At 70.9% G+C, this 22,039-nt stretch carries 21 protein-coding genes; 14 read left to right on the top strand and 7 right to left on the bottom strand.

The genetic code is table 11. The annotated features are described in order from the left end of the window. The first annotated feature begins 47 nt into the window (after positions 1–47). Positions 48–899, top strand: coding sequence for a glycoside hydrolase family 16 protein (locus ABD327_RS09170; protein WP_344449809.1), 852 nt, complete (start codon positions 48–50; stop codon positions 897–899). Here ABD327_RS09170 and ABD327_RS09175 read toward each other — a convergent pair. From ABD327_RS09175 to ABD327_RS09205, 7 genes are all read right to left on the bottom strand, one after another. Next, on the bottom strand, positions 872–3,121 hold the full coding sequence (locus tag ABD327_RS09175; protein ID WP_344449810.1) for a glycosyltransferase: 2,250 nt from the start codon (positions 3,119–3,121) through the stop codon (positions 872–874). The two genes, ABD327_RS09170 and ABD327_RS09175, sit on opposite strands and share 28 nt — an antisense overlap. Continuing rightward, a complete protein-coding gene (locus ABD327_RS09180; RefSeq protein WP_344449811.1) occupies positions 3,118–3,972 on the bottom strand; it encodes a glycosyltransferase family 2 protein in 855 nt (284 codons plus the stop codon). The genes ABD327_RS09175 and ABD327_RS09180 overlap by 4 nt, the downstream gene beginning before the upstream one ends. Beyond that, positions 3,969–7,148, bottom strand: coding sequence for a glycosyltransferase (locus tag ABD327_RS09185; RefSeq protein WP_344449812.1), 3,180 nt, complete (start codon positions 7,146–7,148; stop codon positions 3,969–3,971). Before ABD327_RS09185 ends, ABD327_RS09180 begins: the two co-directional genes overlap by 4 nt. Continuing rightward, entirely contained in the window at positions 7,138–8,202 is a 1,065-nt protein-coding gene (locus tag ABD327_RS09190) for a glycosyltransferase (protein ID WP_344449813.1), read from the bottom strand. Before ABD327_RS09190 ends, ABD327_RS09185 begins: the two co-directional genes overlap by 11 nt. Beyond that, positions 8,199–9,326: a glycosyltransferase family 4 protein gene (locus ABD327_RS09195; protein WP_344449814.1), complete on the bottom strand. Its 1,128-nt coding sequence runs from the start codon at positions 9,324–9,326 to the stop codon at positions 8,199–8,201. The genes ABD327_RS09190 and ABD327_RS09195 overlap by 4 nt, the downstream gene beginning before the upstream one ends. Then, entirely contained in the window at positions 9,323–9,772 is a 450-nt protein-coding gene (locus tag ABD327_RS09200; RefSeq protein WP_344449815.1) for a hypothetical protein, read from the bottom strand. Before ABD327_RS09200 ends, ABD327_RS09195 begins: the two co-directional genes overlap by 4 nt. A 173-nt stretch (positions 9,773–9,945) precedes the next feature. Next, on the bottom strand, positions 9,946–12,165 hold the full coding sequence (locus ABD327_RS09205; protein WP_486303496.1) for a DUF6242 domain-containing protein: 2,220 nt from the start codon (positions 12,163–12,165) through the stop codon (positions 9,946–9,948). Positions 12,166–12,404: 239 nt separating this feature from the next. On the opposite strand from ABD327_RS09205, the gene ABD327_RS09210 reads away from it, so the two are divergent. The 13 genes from ABD327_RS09210 to ABD327_RS09270 form a co-directional block, all read left to right on the top strand. Continuing rightward, a complete protein-coding gene (locus tag ABD327_RS09210; protein WP_344449817.1) occupies positions 12,405–13,262 on the top strand; it encodes a glycoside hydrolase family 16 protein in 858 nt (285 codons plus the stop codon). Positions 13,263–13,354: 92 nt separating this feature from the next. Beyond that, positions 13,355–14,857: a Hint domain-containing protein gene (locus ABD327_RS09215; protein WP_344449818.1), complete on the top strand. Its 1,503-nt coding sequence runs from the start codon at positions 13,355–13,357 to the stop codon at positions 14,855–14,857. Positions 14,858–14,892: 35 nt separating this feature from the next. Further along, the gene (locus ABD327_RS09220; RefSeq protein ID WP_344449819.1) at positions 14,893–15,471 is read left to right on the top strand and encodes a hypothetical protein; all 579 of its coding nucleotides are present in this window, start codon (positions 14,893–14,895) and stop codon (positions 15,469–15,471) included. 46 nt (positions 15,472–15,517) lie between these two features. Continuing rightward, positions 15,518–15,904: a DUF7674 family protein gene (locus ABD327_RS09225; protein ID WP_344449820.1), complete on the top strand. Its 387-nt coding sequence runs from the start codon at positions 15,518–15,520 to the stop codon at positions 15,902–15,904. A gap of 16 nt (positions 15,905–15,920) precedes the next feature. Next, a complete protein-coding gene (locus ABD327_RS09230; protein ID WP_344449821.1) occupies positions 15,921–16,391 on the top strand; it encodes a DUF6334 family protein in 471 nt (156 codons plus the stop codon). After that, a complete protein-coding gene (locus tag ABD327_RS09235) occupies positions 16,388–16,783 on the top strand; it encodes a DUF6086 family protein (RefSeq protein WP_344449822.1) in 396 nt (131 codons plus the stop codon). Before ABD327_RS09230 ends, ABD327_RS09235 begins: the two co-directional genes overlap by 4 nt. Positions 16,784–16,909: 126 nt before the next feature. Next, complete coding sequence (locus ABD327_RS09240) at positions 16,910–17,431, top strand: hypothetical protein (RefSeq protein WP_344449823.1); 522 nt, start codon at positions 16,910–16,912, stop codon at positions 17,429–17,431. 38 nt (positions 17,432–17,469) lie between these two features. After that, the gene (locus tag ABD327_RS09245; RefSeq protein ID WP_344449824.1) at positions 17,470–17,871 is read left to right on the top strand and encodes a DUF4279 domain-containing protein; all 402 of its coding nucleotides are present in this window, start codon (positions 17,470–17,472) and stop codon (positions 17,869–17,871) included. A gap of 11 nt (positions 17,872–17,882) precedes the next feature. Continuing rightward, the gene (locus tag ABD327_RS09250) at positions 17,883–18,359 is read left to right on the top strand and encodes a hypothetical protein (RefSeq protein WP_344449825.1); all 477 of its coding nucleotides are present in this window, start codon (positions 17,883–17,885) and stop codon (positions 18,357–18,359) included. A gap of 128 nt (positions 18,360–18,487) precedes the next feature. Continuing rightward, positions 18,488–19,963, top strand: coding sequence for a Hint domain-containing protein (locus ABD327_RS09255; protein WP_344449826.1), 1,476 nt, complete (start codon positions 18,488–18,490; stop codon positions 19,961–19,963). Between the two features lie 13 nt (positions 19,964–19,976). Continuing rightward, positions 19,977–20,306 carry a hypothetical protein gene (locus tag ABD327_RS09260; protein WP_344449828.1) on the top strand — a complete coding sequence of 110 codons (330 nt, stop codon included), beginning with the start codon at positions 19,977–19,979 and terminating at the stop codon, positions 20,304–20,306. A gap of 160 nt (positions 20,307–20,466) precedes the next feature. Next, entirely contained in the window at positions 20,467–20,622 is a 156-nt protein-coding gene (locus tag ABD327_RS09265) for a hypothetical protein (protein ID WP_344449829.1), read from the top strand. A gap of 144 nt (positions 20,623–20,766) precedes the next feature. After that, the coding region (locus tag ABD327_RS09270; RefSeq protein WP_344449830.1) for a polymorphic toxin-type HINT domain-containing protein at positions 20,767–22,039 on the top strand (1,273 nt) is incomplete at its 3' end.

The raw sequence follows: 22,039 nt of genomic DNA on the forward strand, positions 1-22,039 counted from the left end.
GCCCGTATTTTCGACAATAGGCGAAGACCGACTGGGACGCACCGATCATGCCGGTACCGCAGAAGAAGCAGCAGGGCCTCGGGAGAGCACGTCTCCTGCGGTCGAGCGGGGTGATGGCCGTCGGCGGCCTCGTTCTGGGCGCGCTGGCCGGAGCCGGTCTCTCGGCCTCGCTGCGGGACGGGCCGCCCGGACCCGGGCTCGTCTTCTCCGACGAGTTCGACGGGCCGGCGGGGCCTCCCGACCTCGACAAGTGGAACCTCATCGACGGGCACCTGGGCTACAACGACGAACTGGACTACTACCGGCCCGAGAACGCCGCGCTCGACGGGCGGGGGCGGCTGGTCATCACCGCCAGGGACGACAACGCCCACCTGTTCGACTGCCGTCCGCGCCGCTGCGCCGCGACCTCCGCCCGGCTCACCACCGAGGGGCGCTTCACCTTCACCTACGGCCGGATCGAGGCGCGCATCAAGGTGCCGGGCGGCCAGGGCATGTGGCCGGCGTTCTGGGCCCGCCGCGACCCGCCGGACGCCGGGCGCGGCGAGATCGACGTGATGGAGATCCTCGGCCGCGACCCCGGCGCGGTGCACAGCAGCCTGCACGGCGACCGGGACCTCGACGTCACCGACACCTACCGGCTGCCGGACGGGCAGGACTTCGCCGGGGACTTCCACGTCTTCGCCGCCGAGTGGCGCAAGGACGGCATCTGCTTCTCCGTGGACGGGCTCACCCACGCCTGCCGGAAGAAGGCGGCCACCCCCGGCTGGGAGTTCGACCGGCCGTACTTCCTGCTGCTGAACCTGGCCGTGGGCGGGGACTGGGCCGAGGGGCCGGACAAGAGCACGAAGTTCCCCCGGCACATGCTCGTCGACTACGTCCGCGTCTCCCGGCTCGGCTGACGGCCCCGGGCGAGCAGCCCCATCCCGATCAGCAGCGAGGCGGCCTGGGCCAGCGCCCAGCCCCCGGCGGCCGCCGTCACCCCGTGCGGCGCGCACAGGGCCGTGGCCGCCAGGACGAGCACGGCGTTGGCCCCGTTGGCGAAGGTGAACGCCGCCGTCCGGTCGTCCGCGATGAGCAGGGCGTCCACCAGGTAGTTCCCGGCTCCGACCAGGGCCGAGAGCGCCAGCAGGCGGAGGGGTCCGGCGGCCTCGGCCGCGTAGCCGGGGCCGAACACGGCCAGGAGCCGGGGCGCGGCCAGGAGGGTGAGGGACACGGCGGGCAGCAGCAGCCCGTAGGTCCACAGCAGGGCGAGGGTGATGTTGCGGCGCCGGGAGGCCCGCCGGGACTCGGCGAAGAGCACCTGCCCGGCCGCGGCCGGGATGAAGGTGAGGAAGGCGGCGATCTGGAAGGCGACCGCGAACCAGGCGGCCGGGCCCGCGCCGAGGATCGCGAGGATCTGCAGCGGCACGACGGTGCTCGGCAGGATGCCCAGCACCGTGCCGAGGTGGCTGCGCAGCGAGAAGCCGAGCCTGTCGCGCAGCCCCGCCGGGCCGCCGCCCCGGGCCAGCCGGGGCAGCAGGGCGAGGCCGCCGAGCAGGCAGGCCGCCGCGATTCCCGAGCCGTAGGAGGCGACGAGCGCGGCGGCTCCGGCCGGGGCGGCCAGCAGCACCGCCAGTTTCAGCACCGATCCGGCGGTGTTCTTGGCGAGCAGGGGGCCGGTGGCCCGGACCGCGATGAGCCCGGCGTCGAAGGTGCTCCCCGCGGCCGTCGCGACGACCAGAGCGACGACCAGCGCCACGGTGCCGGGAGCCGGGTCGAGGTCCTTGGAGAACGGGAGGGCGCTCCAGGCGACGAAGGCGAGGGCCGCCAGCGCCGCGCCCGCCGACCCGACCGCTCCGACGGCCGCGGCGGTGAGCAGCCGGGGCCGGGGCGCGGACGCCAGGTGCCGCAGCAGGGTGTTGGGCAGGCCCAGCGCCGCCACGGTCGCCAGCAGGTTGACGGCGGCGACCACCGCCGCGAGCCGCCCCACGTCGGCGGGCGGGTACCGGCGGGCCGCCAGGGTCCAGAACGCGAAGCCGAGGACGGCCAGGACGGCGGTGTTGGCCAGCAGGAGGGTCGAGCCGCGCAGCAGCGCGTCCCGCGGGAACGTCCGCCAGACGGGCCGTTTGGGCCGGGCGAGCAGGGCGTCGAACTCCGCGCGGGTCGTCCGGGCGAGCTCCGGCCAGCCGACCCGGTGCGCGTAGGCGAGGCTCGCCCTCTCCCCCGCTTTGAGGACGGACGCGTCCACCTCGTTGAGCGCGGTGAGCGCCTCGGTGAGGGCCTCGACCGTCCCGTCGTAGCGGACGGCGGGGAGCTCGGCGAGGGTGTCGTGGTCGGGCACCACGAGGGGGCGGCCGTGGCTCAACGCCAGGAGCGCGCTGCCGCTGGTGGTGATGGAGCGGAACGGCAGGACGACGACGTCCGCTTCGGCCATCAGCGCGGGGATCTCCGCTTCGGGCACCCGGCCGAGGCGCAGCTCCGTCCGCTCGTCGGCCGCCGCGCGCAGCCGTGCCGCCAGCCCCGGATCGGGGCAGTCGCCCGCGACCACGAGCCTGGCCTTGCCGGGGACGCGCGCGAACGCGGCGAGGAGTTCCTCCACGCCCTTGTAGGGCTCGATCCGGCCGAAGAACAGGAAGGTGCGCGGGTCTCCCGGCGGTCTGCCCGAAGGCGGCGGGGCGGGGTAGGGGCCGTGCGGGATGACGGCGTCGTGCCGGGGCGGCGCGCCGATCTCGCGCAGCGCGTCGCGGGTGGCGGGGTCGTGCAGGATCACCAGGTCGCAGCGCCGCACCAGGAAGCGCCGGGCCGCGACGTCGTCGTCGAACACCGGGCCGTGCGGGAGGACGTTGTGCGCCGTCCAGACGAGCCGCTGCCCGAGCAGGGCGACCGCCGCCAGCACCGCCGTGAACCACCAGCGGGCCAGGGCCGGTGAGGCGAGGCGGAACCCCCACGTCCAGTGCAGGTGCACCAGCCGGGCTCCGCGCAGCCGGTGCCAGGCCAGCTCCACCGGCAGGAGGAGGACGTTCAGGGTGTGCGAGGGCGTCAGCTCGCCCAGGTGGCTCACTCTCACCCCCTGCCCGCGGAGTTCTCCGTGGAGCAGTTCCTGGTAGGGGTTGGCGTCGCGCGGGAAGACCAGCAGCCTCATCGGCGGGTCAGCTCGCTGAGCACGCCCGCGCCGTAGAGCAGATGGTCGGCGAGGGTCCGCCGGACGCCGGCGTGCCGGTGGCGCCAGGCCGGGACGAGCAGCAGCAGCGGGTAGAGGGGGAAGACGAACGTCAGCGGGAGGCCCAGCAGGAACAGGGGGTAGGCCACGACCATGGGCTCCCTGCGCCACAGGCCGGCCCGGCGGGCGCGGTGCTTGCGGTAGAGGCGGGCGCGGGCCGCGCCGTAGGCGAACGAGCGGCGGGCCTGCCTGCGGGCGTCGCCCCAGTCGTGGACGGCCACCGCGCCGGGGACGGACCTCAGCCGTTCTCCCCGGTCCCGCAGCCGCCAGGTGAAGTCGACGTCGGAACCGTAGGCGAAACCCTCGTCGAAGCCGCCCAGCGCGGTGAACAGCTCCCTGCGGAACGCCAGGTTGAGGGTGGGCGCCTCCTCCAGGTAGGGGCCCGCGTTCCGCAGCCCCTCGTCGTACAGGCCCTCGCGTCCGGGCGGGCTGACGGTCAGGCCGACGGTGACGTTCTCCCGTCCGGCGAGGATCGGCTCGGTCAGCCGCTCCAGCCAGTGCGGTCCGGGGACGCAGCTCGCGTCCAGGAAGACCACGACCTCCCCCTTCGCGGCGCGGACTCCCGCGTTGCGCTGGTGCGGGATCGTCACCCGGACGCCGGGCGGACCCTGGAAGGGGATGACGTGCGCGTCCGTGCGCGCCGCCGGTTCGGCGGACGCGTCGACGACGATCACCTCGCAGCGGTCGTCCGTCTGCCCGGCCAGGGCGTCGAGGACGGCGGGCAGGCCCGGCTCGTCCCTGGTGATGATCACGATGCTCAGCGTCGGGCTCACCGGTGGAACACCTCCGCCCTGCCGTTGGTGTAGACCCGGTCGTAGTGGTCGGCGACGAACAGCTCGGGGAAGGCGTAGACGGCCAGCTTCCCGGCGAACAGCGAGCGGGCCCTGTCGTGGTGGGTGTTGGCGCGGCTCGCGTAGATCCAGGCGGCCGGGTCCAGGGTGAGCGGCGTCAGGTCGGTCAGGACCCGCACCCCCGGGCCTTCGGCGGCGAAGAGCCTGAGCTGGCCGTACCTGTCGGCGTAGACGCGGTCGGCCGAGTACGGGAGCCGGTCTCCCAGCCAGTCCGCCGCGGCCAGTTCGGGCCGGGAGAGCTCGAACCGCTCCACGTCCTCGCCGTCGTCCGCGAGGTTGGCGGCACGGGGGCCGCCGAGGGCGAGGGCGGTGGCGCCGCTCGTCCCGGCGAACAGCAGCAGGCCCGCCGCGACGGCCGTCCCCGCCAGCCAGCGCGCGGGCCGCAGGAGGCGGAGCCGCGGCACCAGCGAGCGCAGCAGCCAGCAGAGCGTGATCGACGTGAGGACCATCGCCTGGAGCTGGGCGCGCCCGGGGTTGTAGGCGGTGGCGAGGGTGCCGGAGAAGCGCACCAGGACGAGGAAGCCCAGCATCGGCAGGGCCAGCGCCGCGAGCCTCCGCGCGGTGGGCGCCGCCCCGCGCCGGACGAGGAGCCAGAGGGCGCTCAGCAGGCAGAGCACGTTGACGAGCTGCTGGAGGATCAGCAGGGCCACGTCCAGTCCCGCGCTGACGGCCGGGAGCCGTTCGGCGGGTTCGGGGGCCTGGGCGTCGCCGAGCGCGTACTGGGGTTTCGAGGCGTCCTCGGCCGGGGTGACGGCGATGTTCGGCGGCCGGTATTTGAGGACGACCTGGTCGGCGTAGGCGACCGTCGAGATCCGGGTCGCCTCGGCTCCCCGCAGGAAGGCGTTCCACGCGCTCTCCCCCTTGACGGCCCGGGGCAGCAGCCGCAACCCGTCCGACTGCAGCGCGACCCTCAGCTCCCCCACGTTGGACGTCGAGGCCGTGACCGGCACGTACCAGACGAACGCCGCCGCGGCGCAGCAGGCCAGCGCGGCGGTCACCGGCCCGGCGCCGCCGAGCCTCAGCAGCAGGACCAGCAGCAGCGCGCCCGCGAGCAGGCCGATCGTGACGTAGGCGGTCGTGTAGTGCGACACCACGATCGAGGCGCCGGACAGGCCGGCCAGCACGGTGCGCTGCCGGGCCCGCAGGCCGGTGTCGAGCAGCGCCCCGACCAGGGCCGCGAACATCAGCATCGCGATCTCCTGCCGGGCCACGGCGGGCATCTGCTGGGCCAGTCCGCCCTGCGCCGTCACCAGCACCGCCGCCGCGAACGCCCACCGCCCCGGCAGGATCCGGCGGGCCAGGAAGAACACGCCCACGGGGAGCATCGCGAAGACGGCGGGCAGCAGCAGCTTCAGCACCATCAGGACCGGCAGCCCCGTCAGCGCGGCGAGCTGGGCGGGCAGCACGGTGATGCTGAGCATCGCGCCGTAGGCGTCGGGATGCGGCCCGGCGTGCCAGACGCCTTCCGTGACCGTACGGGACGCCATGAAGTACTCGGTCGCCACGTCGTAGCCGTAGACGATGTCGCCTCGCAGCGAGTACGACCACATCATCGCCAGCGCGACCGAGTAGAGGATCATCGCCGGGCGGCCGTCCCGACTCCTCGCCTCCACCGCTCCGACGGCCAGCAGGACCAGGCAGCCGAAGACCGCGACGGCCGCCAGGACCGGCCCCCGGCCATGGTTCAGCCACAGCGCCCCGCCGGCTGCGACGAGCGGCAGTACCAGTGGAAGGGGCGACGGCAGCTCCCGCCAGGGGATCACCGTGCCGGGGCCCGCCCTCCCTCCCGCGGCGAGCAGCGCTAGGAGGCACAGCTCCAGGCCCGCCAGGAGGGGACCGGCCCGCAGCGGCGGGACGTCCGAGAACAGCGGCCACACGAAGTCGACGCCCAGGCCCGAGGCCAGCAGCACCGCCAGCGAAGCCGCCGGGACGTAGAGCGGGAAGGCCGCGATCCGCTCTCCCGGAACGCGCAGAGCCCGCAGCAGCAGGCATCCCGGCACCGTCAGCAGCAGTACCGCGAGGACGAACTGCGCGGCCCACAGTTCCCTGACCTGGGTCAGGGCCGCGATGGCGACCAGAAGGGCGCCGTACCCGTACTGACGCTGCTCCGCGCTCGGCCCGTGGGGCGCGTGGAGCAGCCCCCGGACGAACCCGACGTTCTCCATCCCCTCCTGCACGAGCCGCACATACGGGTCCGCGACGGCGTCCGGTTGCCCCCTGAACGCCACCCGCGCCCATCCCGGGTAGAGCAGGAGCGGCAGGACCACCGAGGCCGCCAGGGCGGGGAACCGCAGAGAGGCGACGGCGAGGACCACCGCCAGCACCGGCCAGGGGAAGACCGTCGGCCGCACGGAGGGCCACTTGCGGTAGTGCATCGCGTTCCCGCGTCCGTACGCGAGGCTCCGCCCGAACAGCGACGGCACCCCGTGGTGCTCGACGGAGGCCTCCGGCATGAACAGCAGCCGCCCGTCCAGCCGTCGCGCGAGATCCTCTTCCTCCGACGCGTACCGGAACTCCTCGTCGAAGCCTCCCGCCGCTTCGAGCGCGGCCTTCCGGTACGACATGTTGCCGCCGCAGAAGGCGTGGACGTAGCGGCGCCCCTCGGCTTCGGACGGCTGCCACTGCCGTCGCAAGTACATGAGGAACCGCGCCGGGAGGCCCGTCCGCTCGGCTAGTCCGAGTTCGAGCGGGACGTGCCGGTGGTTCCGTTTCATGAACCGTGCGGTGTACCCGCGCCCGCCCGCCTGGACGATCGGTCCGCCCGCTCCGGTGACGTCCTCGTTCTTGTAGGCGGACAGCAGCAGTTCCGCCCATTTCTCCTCCGGCGCGCAGTCGTCGTCCAGGAAGGCGACGACGGGCGCGGAAGCCGCGTGCAGGCCCGTGTTGCGGGCGGCCGGGGCCCCCAGGTTGCGGGGATGCCGCACGACTTTCGCGCCCCGCTCGCGTGCGATCTCGGCGGTCGCGTCGGACGACCCGTCATCGACGACGATGATTTCGAGCCCGCCCCTGATCGTCTGCATGTCCAGGGCGTCAAGGCAGAGTTCGATGCGTCCGGCGCCGTCCTTGCTGCAGACGACGACGGTCAGGTCAGGCGGCACCGGCCAGCACCTTCTCGTAGAGCGCCTCGGTCCGGGCCGCGACCTCCTCGGGTCCGGGCGGGACGCCGGGTGACGGGCTTCCGCCCCCGTCCAGCGCCTCCGTGACCGCTTTCGCGAACGCCTCCGCGTCTCCCGGAGGCACCGTCGAGGACCCGAACAATTCCCGCAGGCCGCCCACCCCGGTGGCGACGACCGGCACGTTCATCGCCAGAGCCAGGTGCGCGACTCCGCTCTGGGCGGCCTTGCGGTACGGAAGAACGGCGACGTCAGCGGCGGCGAACCAGGCGGCGACCTCCTCGTCGGGGACGTAACCGGTGAAGACCACCCGGTTCTCCAACCCGTGCCGCCTGATCGAGGCGCGGACTCCGCGCTCGTGAAGGTGGTCGCGGAGTTCCATCAGCCTGAACGGGCCCGTCCTGCCCCGGACCGTTCCCGCGACGACGAGGGTCACCGGAGCCTGGAGTGACCGGAGCGCGTCGACGAGGACGTCCAGGCCCTTGTCGACGTGGATGAAGCCGAAGGCCAGGAGGACGGGAGCGGAGCCCAGGCCGAAGCGTTCGCGCAGCGCGTCGGGAGTGGTCGCGGGAGGAGGCGGCGGGGCGCAGAAGTGCGGGATGAGTACCGCTTTCGGGCCTGCCGCGCGCTGGGCGTCCCGGGTGTGGACGACGAGCGCGGCGCAGCGGTCGGTGAGGCGGCGGTAGAGCATGCGGCCGGGGGCGCGGAGAAGGGCCAGGTCCCGGGCGGCCTCGTGCAGGGTGGCGACCACGGGTGCGTCCAGCGCGTCGAGGAGGCGGAGGACGGCGGGGGTTCGGGGGCCGAACGCGGGAACGGCGAACTGCAGGTGCACCACGTCGGGTCTGAAACGGGCCGTCTTCTCGGGGAGGGCCGGGTCTCCCAGTGCGGCCATGACCTCCGGCGGGGAGGAGGGGTGGGGCCGTGCCGACACGACGGCCGTCTCGTGGCCCCGGGCGGTGAGCGCCCCGGCGAGGGTGCGGGTGTAGACGCCGATGCCGTCCCTGGCGGGCGGGTAGGGGCCGATGTGGAGGATCCTCATGAGGCGGCCAGGACCTCCGCCACCCGGTCGGCGACCAGCCTCCACTCGTACTCCGCGAGCCAGCGGTCGGAGCGCCTCTCCGGGGCGCGGTCCAGGCCGCGGACCAGGGAGACGGTGAAGTCGGCCAGGTGGGGGGCGCAGACGATGCCGTTGCCGGAGCGGGCCACCAGGAACTGGGCGAGGTTGTCGCGGGCCGAGGTCGTCACCACCGGCACGCCGCAGGCCAGCGCCTCCAGCGCCGCCACGCCGAACCCCTCGCGCACCGACGGGAAGGCGAACAGCCGCCCGGACTTGATGAGGGAGTACACGTCCTTCTGCTCGCGGACGTCGTGGCGGAAGTCGACGGAGTCGCTGATGCCCAGTTCGTCGGCCCGCCGGCGCAGGCGTTCGCGGTCCGGCCCGTCGCCGATGATGCGGCAGGTCACCGGGCGTTCCAGGGCGTGCAGCACCGCGACGGCCTCCAGCAGCAGGTCGAGCCGCTTGTGCGGCATCAGCCTGCTGACCGTCACCAGGTCGCAGGGGTCGTCGGCGGGTTCGGCGGCGGCCACGCGGGCCAGGTCGACGCCGTTCGGCGCGACCGTCACCGGCACCTTCCCGCGGAGGTGGGCCTCCAGCCTGAGCGCGGTCTCGGAGGAGGCGGCGATGATGCGGTCGGGCGCGCGCATCGCCAGCCGCTCCACCCACCAGCCGAGCCGCCACCGGCGGCCCAGATAGTCCCGCCAGTAGTCCGGCCCCCACACCTCGTGCCAGGTGCCGATGAGGGGGCGGCGGCGCAGCGTGGCGACCAGGCGCAGGACCAGGATCGGGAAGAACGGGATCTGGTCGGCCTCGATCACGTCGAAGCGGCGTCCCAGCAGCCGCAGGCAGGCCACGGCGAAGAAGACCGCCTGCAGCGGCGAGCGGGCTCCGTCGCGGTAGAGCGGCAGGTGGCGGCACAGGGCGTGGAAGGTCAGCCCGTCCTCCTCGCGGACGCGCGGCCCCCGCCACCAGTTCATCGTGTAGACGTGCAGGTCGAACCGTTCGGACAGGTGGCCCGACAGTTCCCGGTACCGGTTCTCCCGCCCGCCGAAGCTGTAGGGGTGGACGGCGTCGACGACGACCGCCACCACCGGGCGGGAGGTCACCCTGGTCTCCTCTGGTCGGGGTCGGAGGTGCACGCCGACCGGTGGTCGATGCTCTCGCCGCTGCCCTCCAGCCGGACCGCGAGGGTGAACTCGCCGGTTCCGCACTGGAAGGTGGAGAAGGGCTCGACGACCGCCGTGCCGTCGTGGGCGGCCCGGACGCGGCCCTTGGCGACCAGCCTGGTCTCGGTGCCGGCCGTGAGGGTGACGGTCCATCCGTAGTCGCGGGCGTGCCCGGTGCGGTTGCGGATGGTGAACTCCGGCAGGGGCAGCACGGTGGTGGACAGCACCAGTTCGGGCAGCGCGTGCGGGTTGGCGAAGGCCAGTTCGGTGAAGCCCTCGGGGGCCTGGCGGAGTCCCGCGGCGGTGAGGAGGCTCTGTCCGGGGCCGGTCTGGGCCGCGAGCAGCAGGGCGACCGTCACGACGCCCCCCGACCAACGCGTTTTCACGCTAAATCCCCACGATTTCCGCCTTCTCTGAACCTCCCGACGAATGTAGTCAATGGCGGAGCAACCACCCTCGAATTCACAGCCGTCTCTTTGACCGAATCCGGCCACGCGCATCCTGCGGAGGGCCGACCGCCTCATCAGTCATACAGATTTCAACAACTATGTGACTCCGCTTACTCATCCGGTCTGACCAGCAGGGTCGGCTGGTCCTCCCCGCCCGCGGCGTTCGCGCCCACCCCGATCAGCGACCCTCCGGCCGCCGTCACCGCGGTGAGCAGCTGGTCCCCCGGCCCGTTCGCGCCGAGCCCCGACGGGCGGGACCTGCTCCAGGACCTCCCGTCCCGGGTCGACCACAGCATCACGTCCCGGGGGCGCCCCACCGTTCCAGCGACCAGGACCCCCTTGGACGTCACCGTCATCGCCGTGACGGTGACGTTCTGGCCGGTTTCGGCCGGAAGCTCCACCGCCTGCCACGTCCGTCCGCCGTCCGAGGACAGGTAGGTGAGCGACCACGTGCGCGCGCCGTCCGCGACCACCGCGGTCCCCGACGCGACCAGAAGGTCGTCCTTGGCCACGATGTGCGTCAGCCAGCCCTCGTTGACGCCGGTCGGCAGCGGCAGGCGGGTGAGGATCCACTTGCGCCCGTCCGGCGACGCCCAGACGGTGGGCCTCCGCACGAACACCCCGCCGTAGGCCTCGGGGTCCGTCACACCGCCCGCGGCGACGAAGCCGAACTGCCCGGCGGCCACCGAACGCATCCACCTGCGGGTGGTCGGCGCGCCCTCCAGGTTGTCCCCGCTGGCCCCCGCCCCCCGCTCCCACGTCTTCAGATCGGTGGAGTGCCAGGTGATGGCGCTGTCCCCGGAGTCCCCGACGACGACGTAACCGCCCGGTCCGCTGACCGTCGCGTGCGCCGTCACGGGGGTGTCCTCGTCGGCGGCGAAGATCTCTTCCCGGTCCGCCTGGATCCAGTCGGTGCCGTCCTGGGACGTCACGACCATCGGACGGCCCGTGGTGTCCGCGCCGACCGCGAGCCACCCCGCGTCCCCGGCCGTCACCCCGTGCAGGCGCTGAGTCCCGGGCCGTGCGAGGGTGCCGCCCTTGGCCCTGCGCCAGGAGCGCCCGTCGGAGGAGAGCCAGACGGAGGCGTCCCCGTTGGTGCTGCCGACCGCCATGACGGTGCCGCCGCGCTGCGCCAGCGCGGTGACGGACTTGTCGGGAACGACGAGCCCGGAGATCTTGGCCGGGATCTCCCCGCCCGCCGTGTCACGGACCGCCAGCAGCGCGTTGACGTCGTCGCCGCCGGTGTCCCGGCCGGTGATGACGGCGCCGCCCTCCACGCTCGAGAGGCCCGTCACCTCCCGGCCTTCCAGCAGGGCGAGGGAGCCGGCCGGCGCCCAGGCCGCGCCGTCCTTGGAGGCCAGCAGGTCGAGCCGCCGGTCGGTGACGACGGAGGCGGTCAACGCCCCGCCCTCTCCGGCGAGGCCCTGCACGCTCTCCAGGCCCGGCGCCTCCAGGGCGGGACCTTCCGTCCATTCCTGACCGTCGGCGGACGAGTAGAGCTTCGCGCCGTCCTTGACCTGGCGAATCACGTGGAGGGCGCCGGCCGTCGCGGCGAGGCGCAGGCCCTTGGAGTCCTTCGGCTTGGGCGGCACGAACTCCTGCCAGGTCGCCGCCGCGTCCACGGAGCGCCACGTGACCTCGGCGCCCTTCTCGGCCACCCCCCTCAGCACGATGGCGCCGGAAACGGCGGCGACCTCGGTGAACTCCAGGGTGCCCTTGGCGGGCGGGTGCAGCTGCCAGCCGGTGACGCGGCGCCAGCTCCGGCCGTCCTGCGACAACCAGACGACGGGGGCGGTGTCGCTGTGGTCGCCCTTGGCGGTGGTGCCTCCGGTGGCGATGAAGCCCTGCGCGTAGCGGGTCAGGGCGCGGACCCTGTCCTGGGCGGCGAACGGCTGTCCGGCCTGGTCGGGCTGGCGTGTCCAGATCCGGCCGTCGGGGCTCGTCCACACCACGGTGCCGCCCGCGACGCTGCGGCCGAGGGCCGTCCAGCCCGCGGGGGAACCGGCGACGAAGGACGGCACGTCGTCCAGCGGGGCGGGTTCTCCGGAGGGGGTGCGGACCCGCGCGGAGGCGAACGTCCGGCCCCCGTCCGGCGAGACGAGGAAGACGGCCCGGTAACCGAGGACGCTCCGCTCGCCGCCGACCGCGACGGTCAGCCTCCCGACCGAGGCGACGGAGCGCAGCTCCTGGTCGCGCCCGTCGGAGCGGGCGACGGGATCGGCGGCGAACTCCTCGCCGGCCAGCTGCCAGGACCCCGTGTCCCGCTGGGTCGCCTTCACCACGACGAGGGTGACGACCAGCAGAAGCGCCAGCGTGGACGCGCCCAGCATCACCCATGGCCAGGCGATTCTGCGCGGCGGCTTCGCCGGTTTCGGATTGAATCCGCCGCCATAATCTGGAACGGTCAAATACGGGTCGTAAGCGCCACGGCCTTCTCGCTTCCGATTCCACGGTGCCCAGCCGCTCACAACGCCCCGCCTCTCACCAAAGCCCCTGAAATCTCGCAAAATGATGATCTAATGCCACGGGAAATAGCAACCGGCACGCGCCATACCGTTACGGGGGTGACATGCGCCGCACCACGTCCGCCGTCATCTGCGCGGTTTCCCTGGTAACGGCCCTGTCCGTCTGGCGGCTCGACGACGAGGCCTCCGCGCCCGTCCGCTCCACACCCGTCGCCCGCGCCACCCAGGCGCCCCTGTTCACGCTCCCCGACACCCGCTGGAAGCGGACCTGGTCCGACGAGTTCAACGGCAAGGGCAGACCCTCCGGCAAGTGGCGGGCCGTGACCGGCGGCACCGGCTGGGGCCACGAGGCCCGCCAGTACTACTCCCCCGGCAACGCCCGCCTCGACGGGCACGGCAACCTCGTCATCACCGCCACCAGAACGTCCCGCGGCGGCGCCCCGCAATGCTGGTACGGCCGCTGCGCCTACGAATCGGCCCGCATCCAGACCGAGGACACCTTCTCCCAGGCCTACGGGCGCTTCTCCGCCCGCATCCGCATCCCCACCGGCGCCGGAATCTGGCCCGCCTTCTGGATGCAGCGCAAGAACGGCGGCCTCGTCGGCGACCCCACCTACGGCGAGATCGACATCATCGAGACCCGAGGCCAGGAACCCCACCTGGCCCGCGGCTACGCCCACGCCAAGAACCTCAAGGGCGGCGGCGTCCTCCTCCTCCCCGAACCCCTCGAAGCCGGCTACCACGTCTACGGCGTCGACTGGACCCCCGAGTCCATCACCTGGTGGGTCGACGGCAAGCCCTACGCCCAACTCCCCCGCTACAAGAACTGGCCGTTCACCAAGCCGTTCTTCCTCGTCTTCAGCCTCCAGGTGGGCGGCAGCTGGGTGGGCCCGCCCGACCGCACCACCCGCTTCCCCGCCCGCCTCGTCGTCGACTGGGTCCGCGTCCACAAGGCCGCCTGACCGGGCCCCCTTTTGGGCCCGCAGGCCCTGTCCGCCCGGTTCGCCGTTCGATTCCCTTGAAAGCTGCATTCGCATGCCTTCGGGGGGTTCCGGTGAGCCGCAAGCGACGTACGGGTCTACGCCGTGACGGCGGCGCCTCAGCCGTCGAATACGGCGCGATCCTCATCCTCGTCGCGGCACTCGCAGCGGTCTTCGCGGTCGTGGCGCTCCCCGACCGCGTCAAGACCAACACCGCCGCAGCCATCTGCCAGCTCTTCAGCGGCACCGACGCCCGCGACTGCCCCGACGAACAGCCCCCGGTCGCCGTCAACGACGCACCAGGCGACAACGACCCGACCGGGGGCGACCCCGCTGGGGACGACCCCGCGCTGCCCGATCCCGACCCCCAGGGCCAGCCGCCCGCCGCTGCGCCCGTCGATCCGGCGCTCGATCCCAACGATCCGGACGTCAAGACCTACAACGACGCCAAGAAGGAAGCCGACGCCGCGAACCAGGCGCTCAATGACCTCGGTGACGAATCCGACAAGGTCAAACAGGAGATCCTCGACCTCCTCAAAGACGTCGTCGGTATCACCGACATCGAGGACTGCCTGTCCAAGGGCGACATCGTCGCCTGCATCAGCGCCCTGGCCGGGCTCGTGCCCTGGGGCAAGGTCCTCAAGGTCCTCAAGAAGATCCCCGGAGCGGTCAAGCTCGCCAAGAGGCTCAAAGAGCTCTGGGACAAGGTCTCCGACGCCAAGGCCCGCAAGAAGAAGGCCGACGACGCGCTCGACGACGCCGAGAACAAGCTGAAGAACAAGGGCGTCTGCAAACGCCCCAGCAGCTTCCTGCCCGGCACCCGTGTCCTCCTCGCCGACGGCACCTCGAAACCCGTCGAACGCATCCGGATCGGCGACCTCGTCTGGGCCGCCGATCCGATCAGCGGAAGCTCAGGACCCCGCGCCGTCACCCATCTGATCGACAGCCAGGGGACCAGACGTCTGGTCGCCCTCTCCACCGGGTTCCTCGGCCGGTTCGGACCCACCGTCACCGCGACCGCGGACCATCTCTTCTGGGAGGCCGGCACGAAGGCCTGGAGCCACGCGGCAGGTCTTGTTCCCGGAGCCCTGCTCCGGGCGGCCGACGGCCGGTCCGTCACCGTGGCCGCGACGTCCCGCCGCACCGAGGTCACGCGGGTCCACAACCTCACCGTCGCCGGTCCGCACACCTACCACGTGGTCGTCGGCGGCACGGCCGTTCTCGTCCACAACGAGGAACCCTGCCCTTCCACCCTCGGGGAGGAGATCGGGGAGGAGACCAAGTCCGTTCCCCGCGGAAGCGGCCAGCTGACGCACATCTCGGACCGCGTCAGCGAACTCGGCCTGGACCAGAAGGGGGCGGCGACCGCGACCGAGGCCGCGGCGAGAAGGGCCTTCGGGGAGACGGGAGGCGTCATGCTGGCCCCCAACGGAAACCTCGTGGTGCTTCCTTCGCAGCTCCAGGTGGGCGCCTGGTTCGAGGTGACCCCGGCGGGCAAGGTGATCGGCAGGAAGGGAAAGATCGGACTCGACGGCAACGCGGACCTCAACCTCATGGACCTGGCACCGTCCCCCTGACGAGCAGACCGAACGCGTCTATCGGAGGATCCACCATGTCGGCCCACGGACTCGGAGTCGTCGAGTTCCAGCTGTACCTCCTGCACACGATGGACCCTCCGGCACGGCTCCTGACCGAGGCCCTCGACCGCCTGGGGCTGACCGACGCGGACATGCGGAACGCGGCGGAGCGGATCTCCCCGGTGCTCCGGCCGCGGCTGGGACCCGCCGGGGCTGGAACGAACATGGCAGCAGACCTCCAGGCGATCCTGGGCAAGGCCCTCGTACCCCGCCTCGACGACATCGACGACCGCCGGTTCTACAGGCTGCCGCTCTGGGAGGGCTTCGTGTTCGGAGTCTCCTTCGCGGGTGCGGGCCGTCTCATCGAGAGCGCGGAATTCGTCAGGGAACCCGGGACCGCGGAAGAGCCCCCGGAGCCCGCCGTCTGGGAGTTCCTCGAGGCGGATCTCCTCGGCCCCTTCTGCGAAGCCCGGATGGTCGACACCTGGGGCCATTACCGGACCTATCTGACTCGCCGCCCCGAAGACCCGAACGAGTACTTCCTCAGATTCGCCTGGGGAATGCTTCAGGAGGTAGAGACCGCGGACACCGGCGAGCGATCCGCGAACACATAGCGCACGCCGGAAGATACAAGGGTTACCCGGGGTTGGGAGGATGCTGATGGACGGCGACAGGACCTTGGTGGAGAAGCTGGTCGAGCACTTCCCCGAACTGCGCGAGATCTACGAGATCCACGTGGAGAACAACGGCGGCCTTCTCGCACATGTCTTCTTCTGGGACGTCACCCAAGAGATCCTTCAGTGCTACCTCGGCGGACCGGGCGAACTCCAGGACTGGCGCCCCGTCCTGGACTTCCTCGAAGAGGAGTACGGCAAGAACGACGCACTCGCCCGTGAAGTCATCGTGACGTCCTTCATCGACAACCTTCCCTACTCGGGGCAGCCCGGCGAAGACCTTTCCCGGCACCTCGGCCCCCGCCTGGCAGAAGTCCACCGCCGGCTACGCCACAACTCCCATGGAAGTGGTCTATCTGGGCAACTCAGATGAGTATTCGGATGTCGTGATGCCTGAAACCTTCGATCCCCGTCACCTGGGATTCCACCGGCAGGTCTGCCAGGAGGCGGGAGAGCTGGAATCGGTGGCCCACGGCGTCCACCCGGATCTACCGGACTCCGTCTCGGCGGTGCTCCTTCGCTTCCGGTCCGCTTCCTGGCTGCTGGACGTCGACCTGGACGACGACACCGTCCAGGTCTCCGAACCCGCCTCCGCCGATCCCGAACTCGTTTTCTCCGACGCGTCCTCGACCGGTCTCTGGGCGCCGGCGCTCGGCCGCCCGGTGCTCTGGGCCTGGATCCTGGAGAACCAACAGGGCCACACCGACGGGCTCCAGCTCTCCTTCGCCCTCGACGGCGGTGCGGAGTGGCGCGTCCAGCTGATCGCGGCAGCGTCCCAATGGCGGCTCTCCGGCTGGGGACCCCCTGAATCCGAAGCGAGTGGCGAATACGACCAGGGATCACAGCGCCATTCCGCGTGACATGGCCTGCGGATAGAATTCGCTGGATCAGCGTATATTTCGAACACCAGGGCAAGACCCTGTGGAATCCCTCGACCGGGCTTGGGCGATGGTATGCCGCCCTGGCCGACGCGGCTGCGGAAGTCGTCCAGGCGCCGACGGGCCTGACCGCGAACGACGACGACACCTACACCGTGGACTTGACCGCTCTCCAGGTGTTCACGGAGAAGCTCCGCAGATCCTTCTTCCGCACGCAGAACCCGCTCGTCCACGCGCTGATCGAAGCGCCCCTGCTGATATCGCTCGTCATGCTCGAACGCGGCGGCATCGAACCGGCCCCGGCGACGGAACGCGAGGCCGCCCTCCTGAACAAATTGGAGGAGTACTCCCGGCACATGGTCGCCGAACCATGACGCTCGGACGAATTCCCCACTCCCCTGGTGTCCGGCATGCGACACATGTGGAGCCTTCGCCGTCAGCGAGACGTCTGCGTCTATGATTCGGTGACCTGGCGCAGACCTCTCCCCGGAGGCCCATCCATGTTGCGAGCCGAAGACCTCTTCCACGGAGGCCCGTCCCCCGACGGCGTCCCTCTCCCCGAGCGCGACCCGCTCCGCGAGGCCGACGGCCTCCTGGAGGCCCAGTTGCTCGACACCCGGGTCGAGACGCTCTCCTCCCGCGCCGGGCTCCTCTTCGAACTGCGCACCACCATGGAGTTCAGCAAGGGCGACGCCGCCGTCCTCGTCGTCGGAGGCGTCCGCGACTTCACCTGGACCGCCGACCCCCGCCCCACCCTCAGGACCGCCTGGAGCGTGGTCGGCTCCACCCCCTTCGCCGACGACGGCCTGTTCACCCTGGAACTCGCCTTCTCCCCCGAGGCCCGGCTCCGCCTCACCGCCGAGACCGCCGAGTTCTACGTCGCCGACATCCCCCGCCTCGGCCCCCGCGTCCCCGACTACGAGACCGACGCCACCGCCATCCGCGACAACCTCCCCTCCTGGTCCTCCAGGGTCTCCCTGAGAGGCGCCTCCTCCCTCACCCGCGGCCCCTCCACTCCCTGAACGGCGCTCGTCGCCGGGCCCTCCTACAGGACACCGTGATGTTCTCCGTCTATCTCTCGGTCAGGCACAGCTCCTCGGAACCGGCCGTCGTGACCGAGGCGATCGGCTTGGTCCCCGATGAGAGCAGAACCGCCGGCCGGCCGTACGGTCCGACCGGCGCCCCCAGCCGAAGCAGCGCATGGGTGAGACATGTCGGTCCGAAAGACGCGGTCGCCCGTGTCGAGGACGCGATCTGCGAGATTCACAAATCCTGGGGACCCGCCGTCGCGGCGGGACTGAACGGGCTCCGGCGACACGGATGGACGGCCCAGCTGGTCATAGTCCAGAGAATCGAAGGCGAGGACGACTACATGTCCAAGGGGATATCCCTGTGCCGAGAATCAATAGAGTGGCTAGCCCAGGCCGGCGCGTCCATCGACATCGACCAGTACGTCCTCTAGAGGGAGTCTCGATGAGGCATGTGATCGTCGAGTGGCGGGAAGATGAGTACGTCGCGTCCTTTTGGCTCGACCCCCAGCCCTATCTGGACGTGCTCCCAGCCCTTTCCGCCGATCTCCCGCCCGGTGCCCGCGCCTTCGTCCTGGATCCCGCGCACTATGCGTTCGGCGACCCCCGCTGCGTGAAGAACCTCAAGCTCGAGAACCTCACTTTCAGCGACGGTCCCAGCCCCGGGCTGGTCGCCGTCTTCTCTCCCAACGAATGGATGCACACCGAGTCCCTGGTCCTGGAATACTCCGGCGTCTCCGCGCTGTCCGTGCAGGTAGAGGACCAGTCGGAGGAGGAGTACCCCCTGGGCCTGGACCGCGTCCTCCTCGACGAACTACTCCCCGCCTCTGCGGGCTGCACTCACGAGATCCGGTTCACCTGCGGATCCCTTGTCGTCTCCTGCGCCGACCTCGACGCCCGATGGCGCACGGTCTCCGGCTGAGCGGAGTCGTCATCCGGAGCTCCTGCCCCTGAAACGGGTCCCCGCTTAGGCCTCTGGGCCCTTTCCACCAGTTGCTCCCTTCGGTTGCCTTAGGCCGGGTGTTCACCGTCTTTCGGGGGAGGCTGTCCGTGAGCCACAGGCGACGCTCCGGTCTGCGTCACGACGGGGGCGCCTCGGCCGTCGAGTACGGCGCGATCCTCATCCTCGTCGCCGCCCTCGCGGCCGTCTTCACCGTCGTGGCACTCCCCGAACGCGTCAAGACCAACACCGCCGCGGCCATCTGCCAGCTCTTCAGCGGCAACGACGCCCGCGACTGCCCCGATGGCCGACCCCCCGCCCCCGTCGGCGACGACCCGAACACCGGAAACGACCCCAACGGGAACGATCCGGCGCTCCCCGACCCTCCCGCACAGAACCAGCCGCCTGCCACCGACCCGGCCGACCCCGCACTCGATCCCGACGACCCCGACGTCAAGACCTACAACGACGCCAAAAAAGAAGCCGACGCCGCGAACCAGGCGCTCAATGACCTCAACGGCCTCTCCGAACAGGCCAAACAAGAGATCCTCGACCTCCTCAAAGACATCGTCGGCATCACCGACATCGAGGACTGCCTCACCAAGGGCGACATCGTCGCCTGCATCAGCGCCCTCGCCGGACTCGTCCCCTGGGGCAAGGTCCTCAAGGTCCTCAAGAAGATCCCCGGCGCCGTCAAACTCGCCAAGAAACTCAAGAACCTCTGGGACCAGCTCGCCGACGCCAAGGCCCGCAAGAAGAAAGCCGACGACGCACTCGACGAGGCGAAGAAGAAACTCGACGAGAAACCCGCGCTCTGCCCTGTCAAGAAGCCGAGCAGCTTCCTGCCCGGTACTCGCGTTCTCCTCGCGGACGGCTCCTCGAAGCACATCGATCAGATCGAAGTGGGTGACCTCGTCTGGGCCACCGATCCGGTTTCGAGGGTCTCGGGCCCTCGGCCCGTCACCCACCTCATCAGCAGCCGCGGCGCCAAACACCTCACCACCCTGTCCACCGGCTTCCTGGGCCGTCTCGGTCCCACCGTCACAGCCACCGGGGACCATCCGTTCTGGGCTCCCGACGTCCGCGCCTGGCGCAAGGCCTCCCAGCTCGCCTCGGGTGCCTCTCTGTCCATGCCGGACGGACGGACGGTCGCGCTCACCGAGGCTGACGGGCACACCGGATCCGTCCGTGTCCACAACCTCACCGTCGCCGGCCTTCACACCTACTACGTGCTCATAGGCGACACCCCGGTACTGGCGCACAACTCCGACCCGTGCACCGAGAAGTTCTGGCCGAAGGGCGAGCCTTCAGATCTGTGCGACATCTCCGGAAGCACCGGTTGTGAGGATGTCGCCCGCACGATCCAGCGGGTCATCGGCGGGGAGCGGATGCGGATCACCGACCGTTACGGTGCTCCGACGCTGGGCAAGTACCGCGGGCAGGACTCGTTCTGGGGACACCACGATGTGGTGGTGAAGGACGGGCGTGTCTACGATGCCTGGACCGGCCCGGAAGGCGAGCCGATGGACGTCTACCGCAGCCGCTTCGAATACGGAGACGACCTCGTCTTCAGCCCCGCACCGTGAAAGTGAGTGGTCCATGGATTTCCCCACGCTGCTCCGAGACGTGCAGCGCAGGCCCGGGGCCTACGGCCTGGACGGCTCCTACCGGGAATTCGTCGCCTTCATCAACGGCTGCAACGCGATCGCGGACCGGTCTCCTCTCGACGGATTCCGGGAATGGCTCGCCGAACGGCTGGGCCTCGGCGCCAACCTCGTGTGGTGGGAGCTGGTCCGCCGGATCCACGGCTCAGAACACGAGGCGTCCCCTGCGGACGAGGACGTCGCCCGCACCATGTTCGCCCTCCTGTACGAGTTCGCCGCGCATCGGGAGGGACGCGGACACCGTCCACGACCCGACGCATCCTGAGGGAGGACCAGGATGCGGGTCACTCGGAGCCGGGGCCGAGAACAACCGCCCTGGGATTCCCCGGAGCCGGCGACGCCGCCTTCCTGATCGCCCCCCTGCCCGCCGACGGCCTGTTCACCCTGGAACTCGTCTTTTCTCCGACGCGCGACTGCGGTTCACCGTGAAAAGCGCGGAGTTCTACGTCGCCGACCTCCCCGAACTCGTACCGCAGATCTCCGACTACGGAACTGACGACGAGGAGACGATCAGGCGCGGACTCCCCGACCGGGATTCCTCCCTCCCCCTGGTGGGAGCGTCTTCGCTCAGCTGCGAATGATCGACGGACGGAATCCGATCCGTTCCGGCCTGGACCTCCCGCCCTCGAAACAGGTCCCCGGTTAGGCCTCTGGGCCCTTTCCACCGGTTACTCCCTTCGGTTGCCTTGGGCCGGGTGTTCGCCGTCTTCTGGGGGAGGCTGTACGTGAGCCGCAAAAGCCGTACAGGTCTACGCCACGACGGCGGCGCGTCGGCCGTCGAATACGGCGCGATCCTCATCCTCGTCGCAGCGCTCGCGGCCGTCTTCACCGTCGTGGCGCTCCCCGAACGCGTCAAGACCAACACCGCCTCCGCCATCTGCCAGCTCTTCAGCGGCAACGACGCGCGTGACTGCCCCGATGACCAGCCTCCGGTCGCCGTCGACGACGACCCGAACACAGAAGACGACCCGGCCGGAGACGCCCCGGCCGGAGACGACCCGGCGCTACCCGACCCCGACCCCCAGGGCCGACCGCCCGTCATCGACCCGGAGAACCCGGCCGGCCCCGCACTCGATCCCGACGACCCCGACGTCAAGACCTACAACGACGCCAAAAAAGAAGCCGACGCCGCGAACCAGGCGCTCAACGACCTCAACGGCCTCTCCGAGCAAGCCAAGCAAGAGATCCTCGACCTCCTCAAAGACATCGTCGGCATCACCGACATCGAGGACTGCCTCACCAAAGGCGACATCGTCGCCTGCATCAGCGCCCTCGCCGGACTCGTCCCCTGGGGCAAGGTCCTCAAAGTCCTCAAGAAGATCCCCGGCGCCGTCAAACTCGCCAAAAAACTCAAGAACCTCTGGGACCAGCTCGCCGACGCCCGCAAGCGCAAGAAGAAGGCCGACGACGCCCTCGACGACGCCGCGAAGAAGCTCGAGGACAAGGGCGCCTGTCCCGTCGACCCGCCCAACAGCTTCCTGGCCGGCACCCGCGTCCTCATGGCCGACGGTTCCTCGAAACCCATCGAACGGATCCGGGTCGGCGACCTCGTCTGGTCCACCGATCCCGTGTCAGGAGCCCACAGCCCCCGTCCGGTCACCCGTCTCATCACCGACGAGGGCGTCAAACGCCTGGTGAGCCTCTCCGCCGACCCGTTCGGCAGATTCGGCCCCACCGTCACGGCGACCGCGAACCACCCGTTCTGGAACCCCGGTGCCCGCGCCTGGCAGAACGCAGGGCGGCTCGACCGCGGCACCCCGCTCGGCACCCCCGGTGGCCGGACCACCCTGACGGACACGCGGGCACGGACGGAGACCACCCGCGTCCACAACCTCACCGTGGGCGGTCTCCACACGTACTATGTCCTCGCGGGCGAGATCCCGGTGCTGGTCCACAATTCGAAATGTCCCAGGTTCATCGTCGACCAAGCCGGTAATGTCGTCGAGCTCCCGCAGGTCCAGAAGACCATCAGCAAACAGAAACAGGATCGCCACATCC

The sequence above is a fragment of the Actinocorallia aurantiaca genome (assembly GCF_039533685.1).
GTDB lineage: Bacteria > Actinomycetota > Actinomycetes > Streptosporangiales > Streptosporangiaceae > Actinocorallia > Actinocorallia aurantiaca.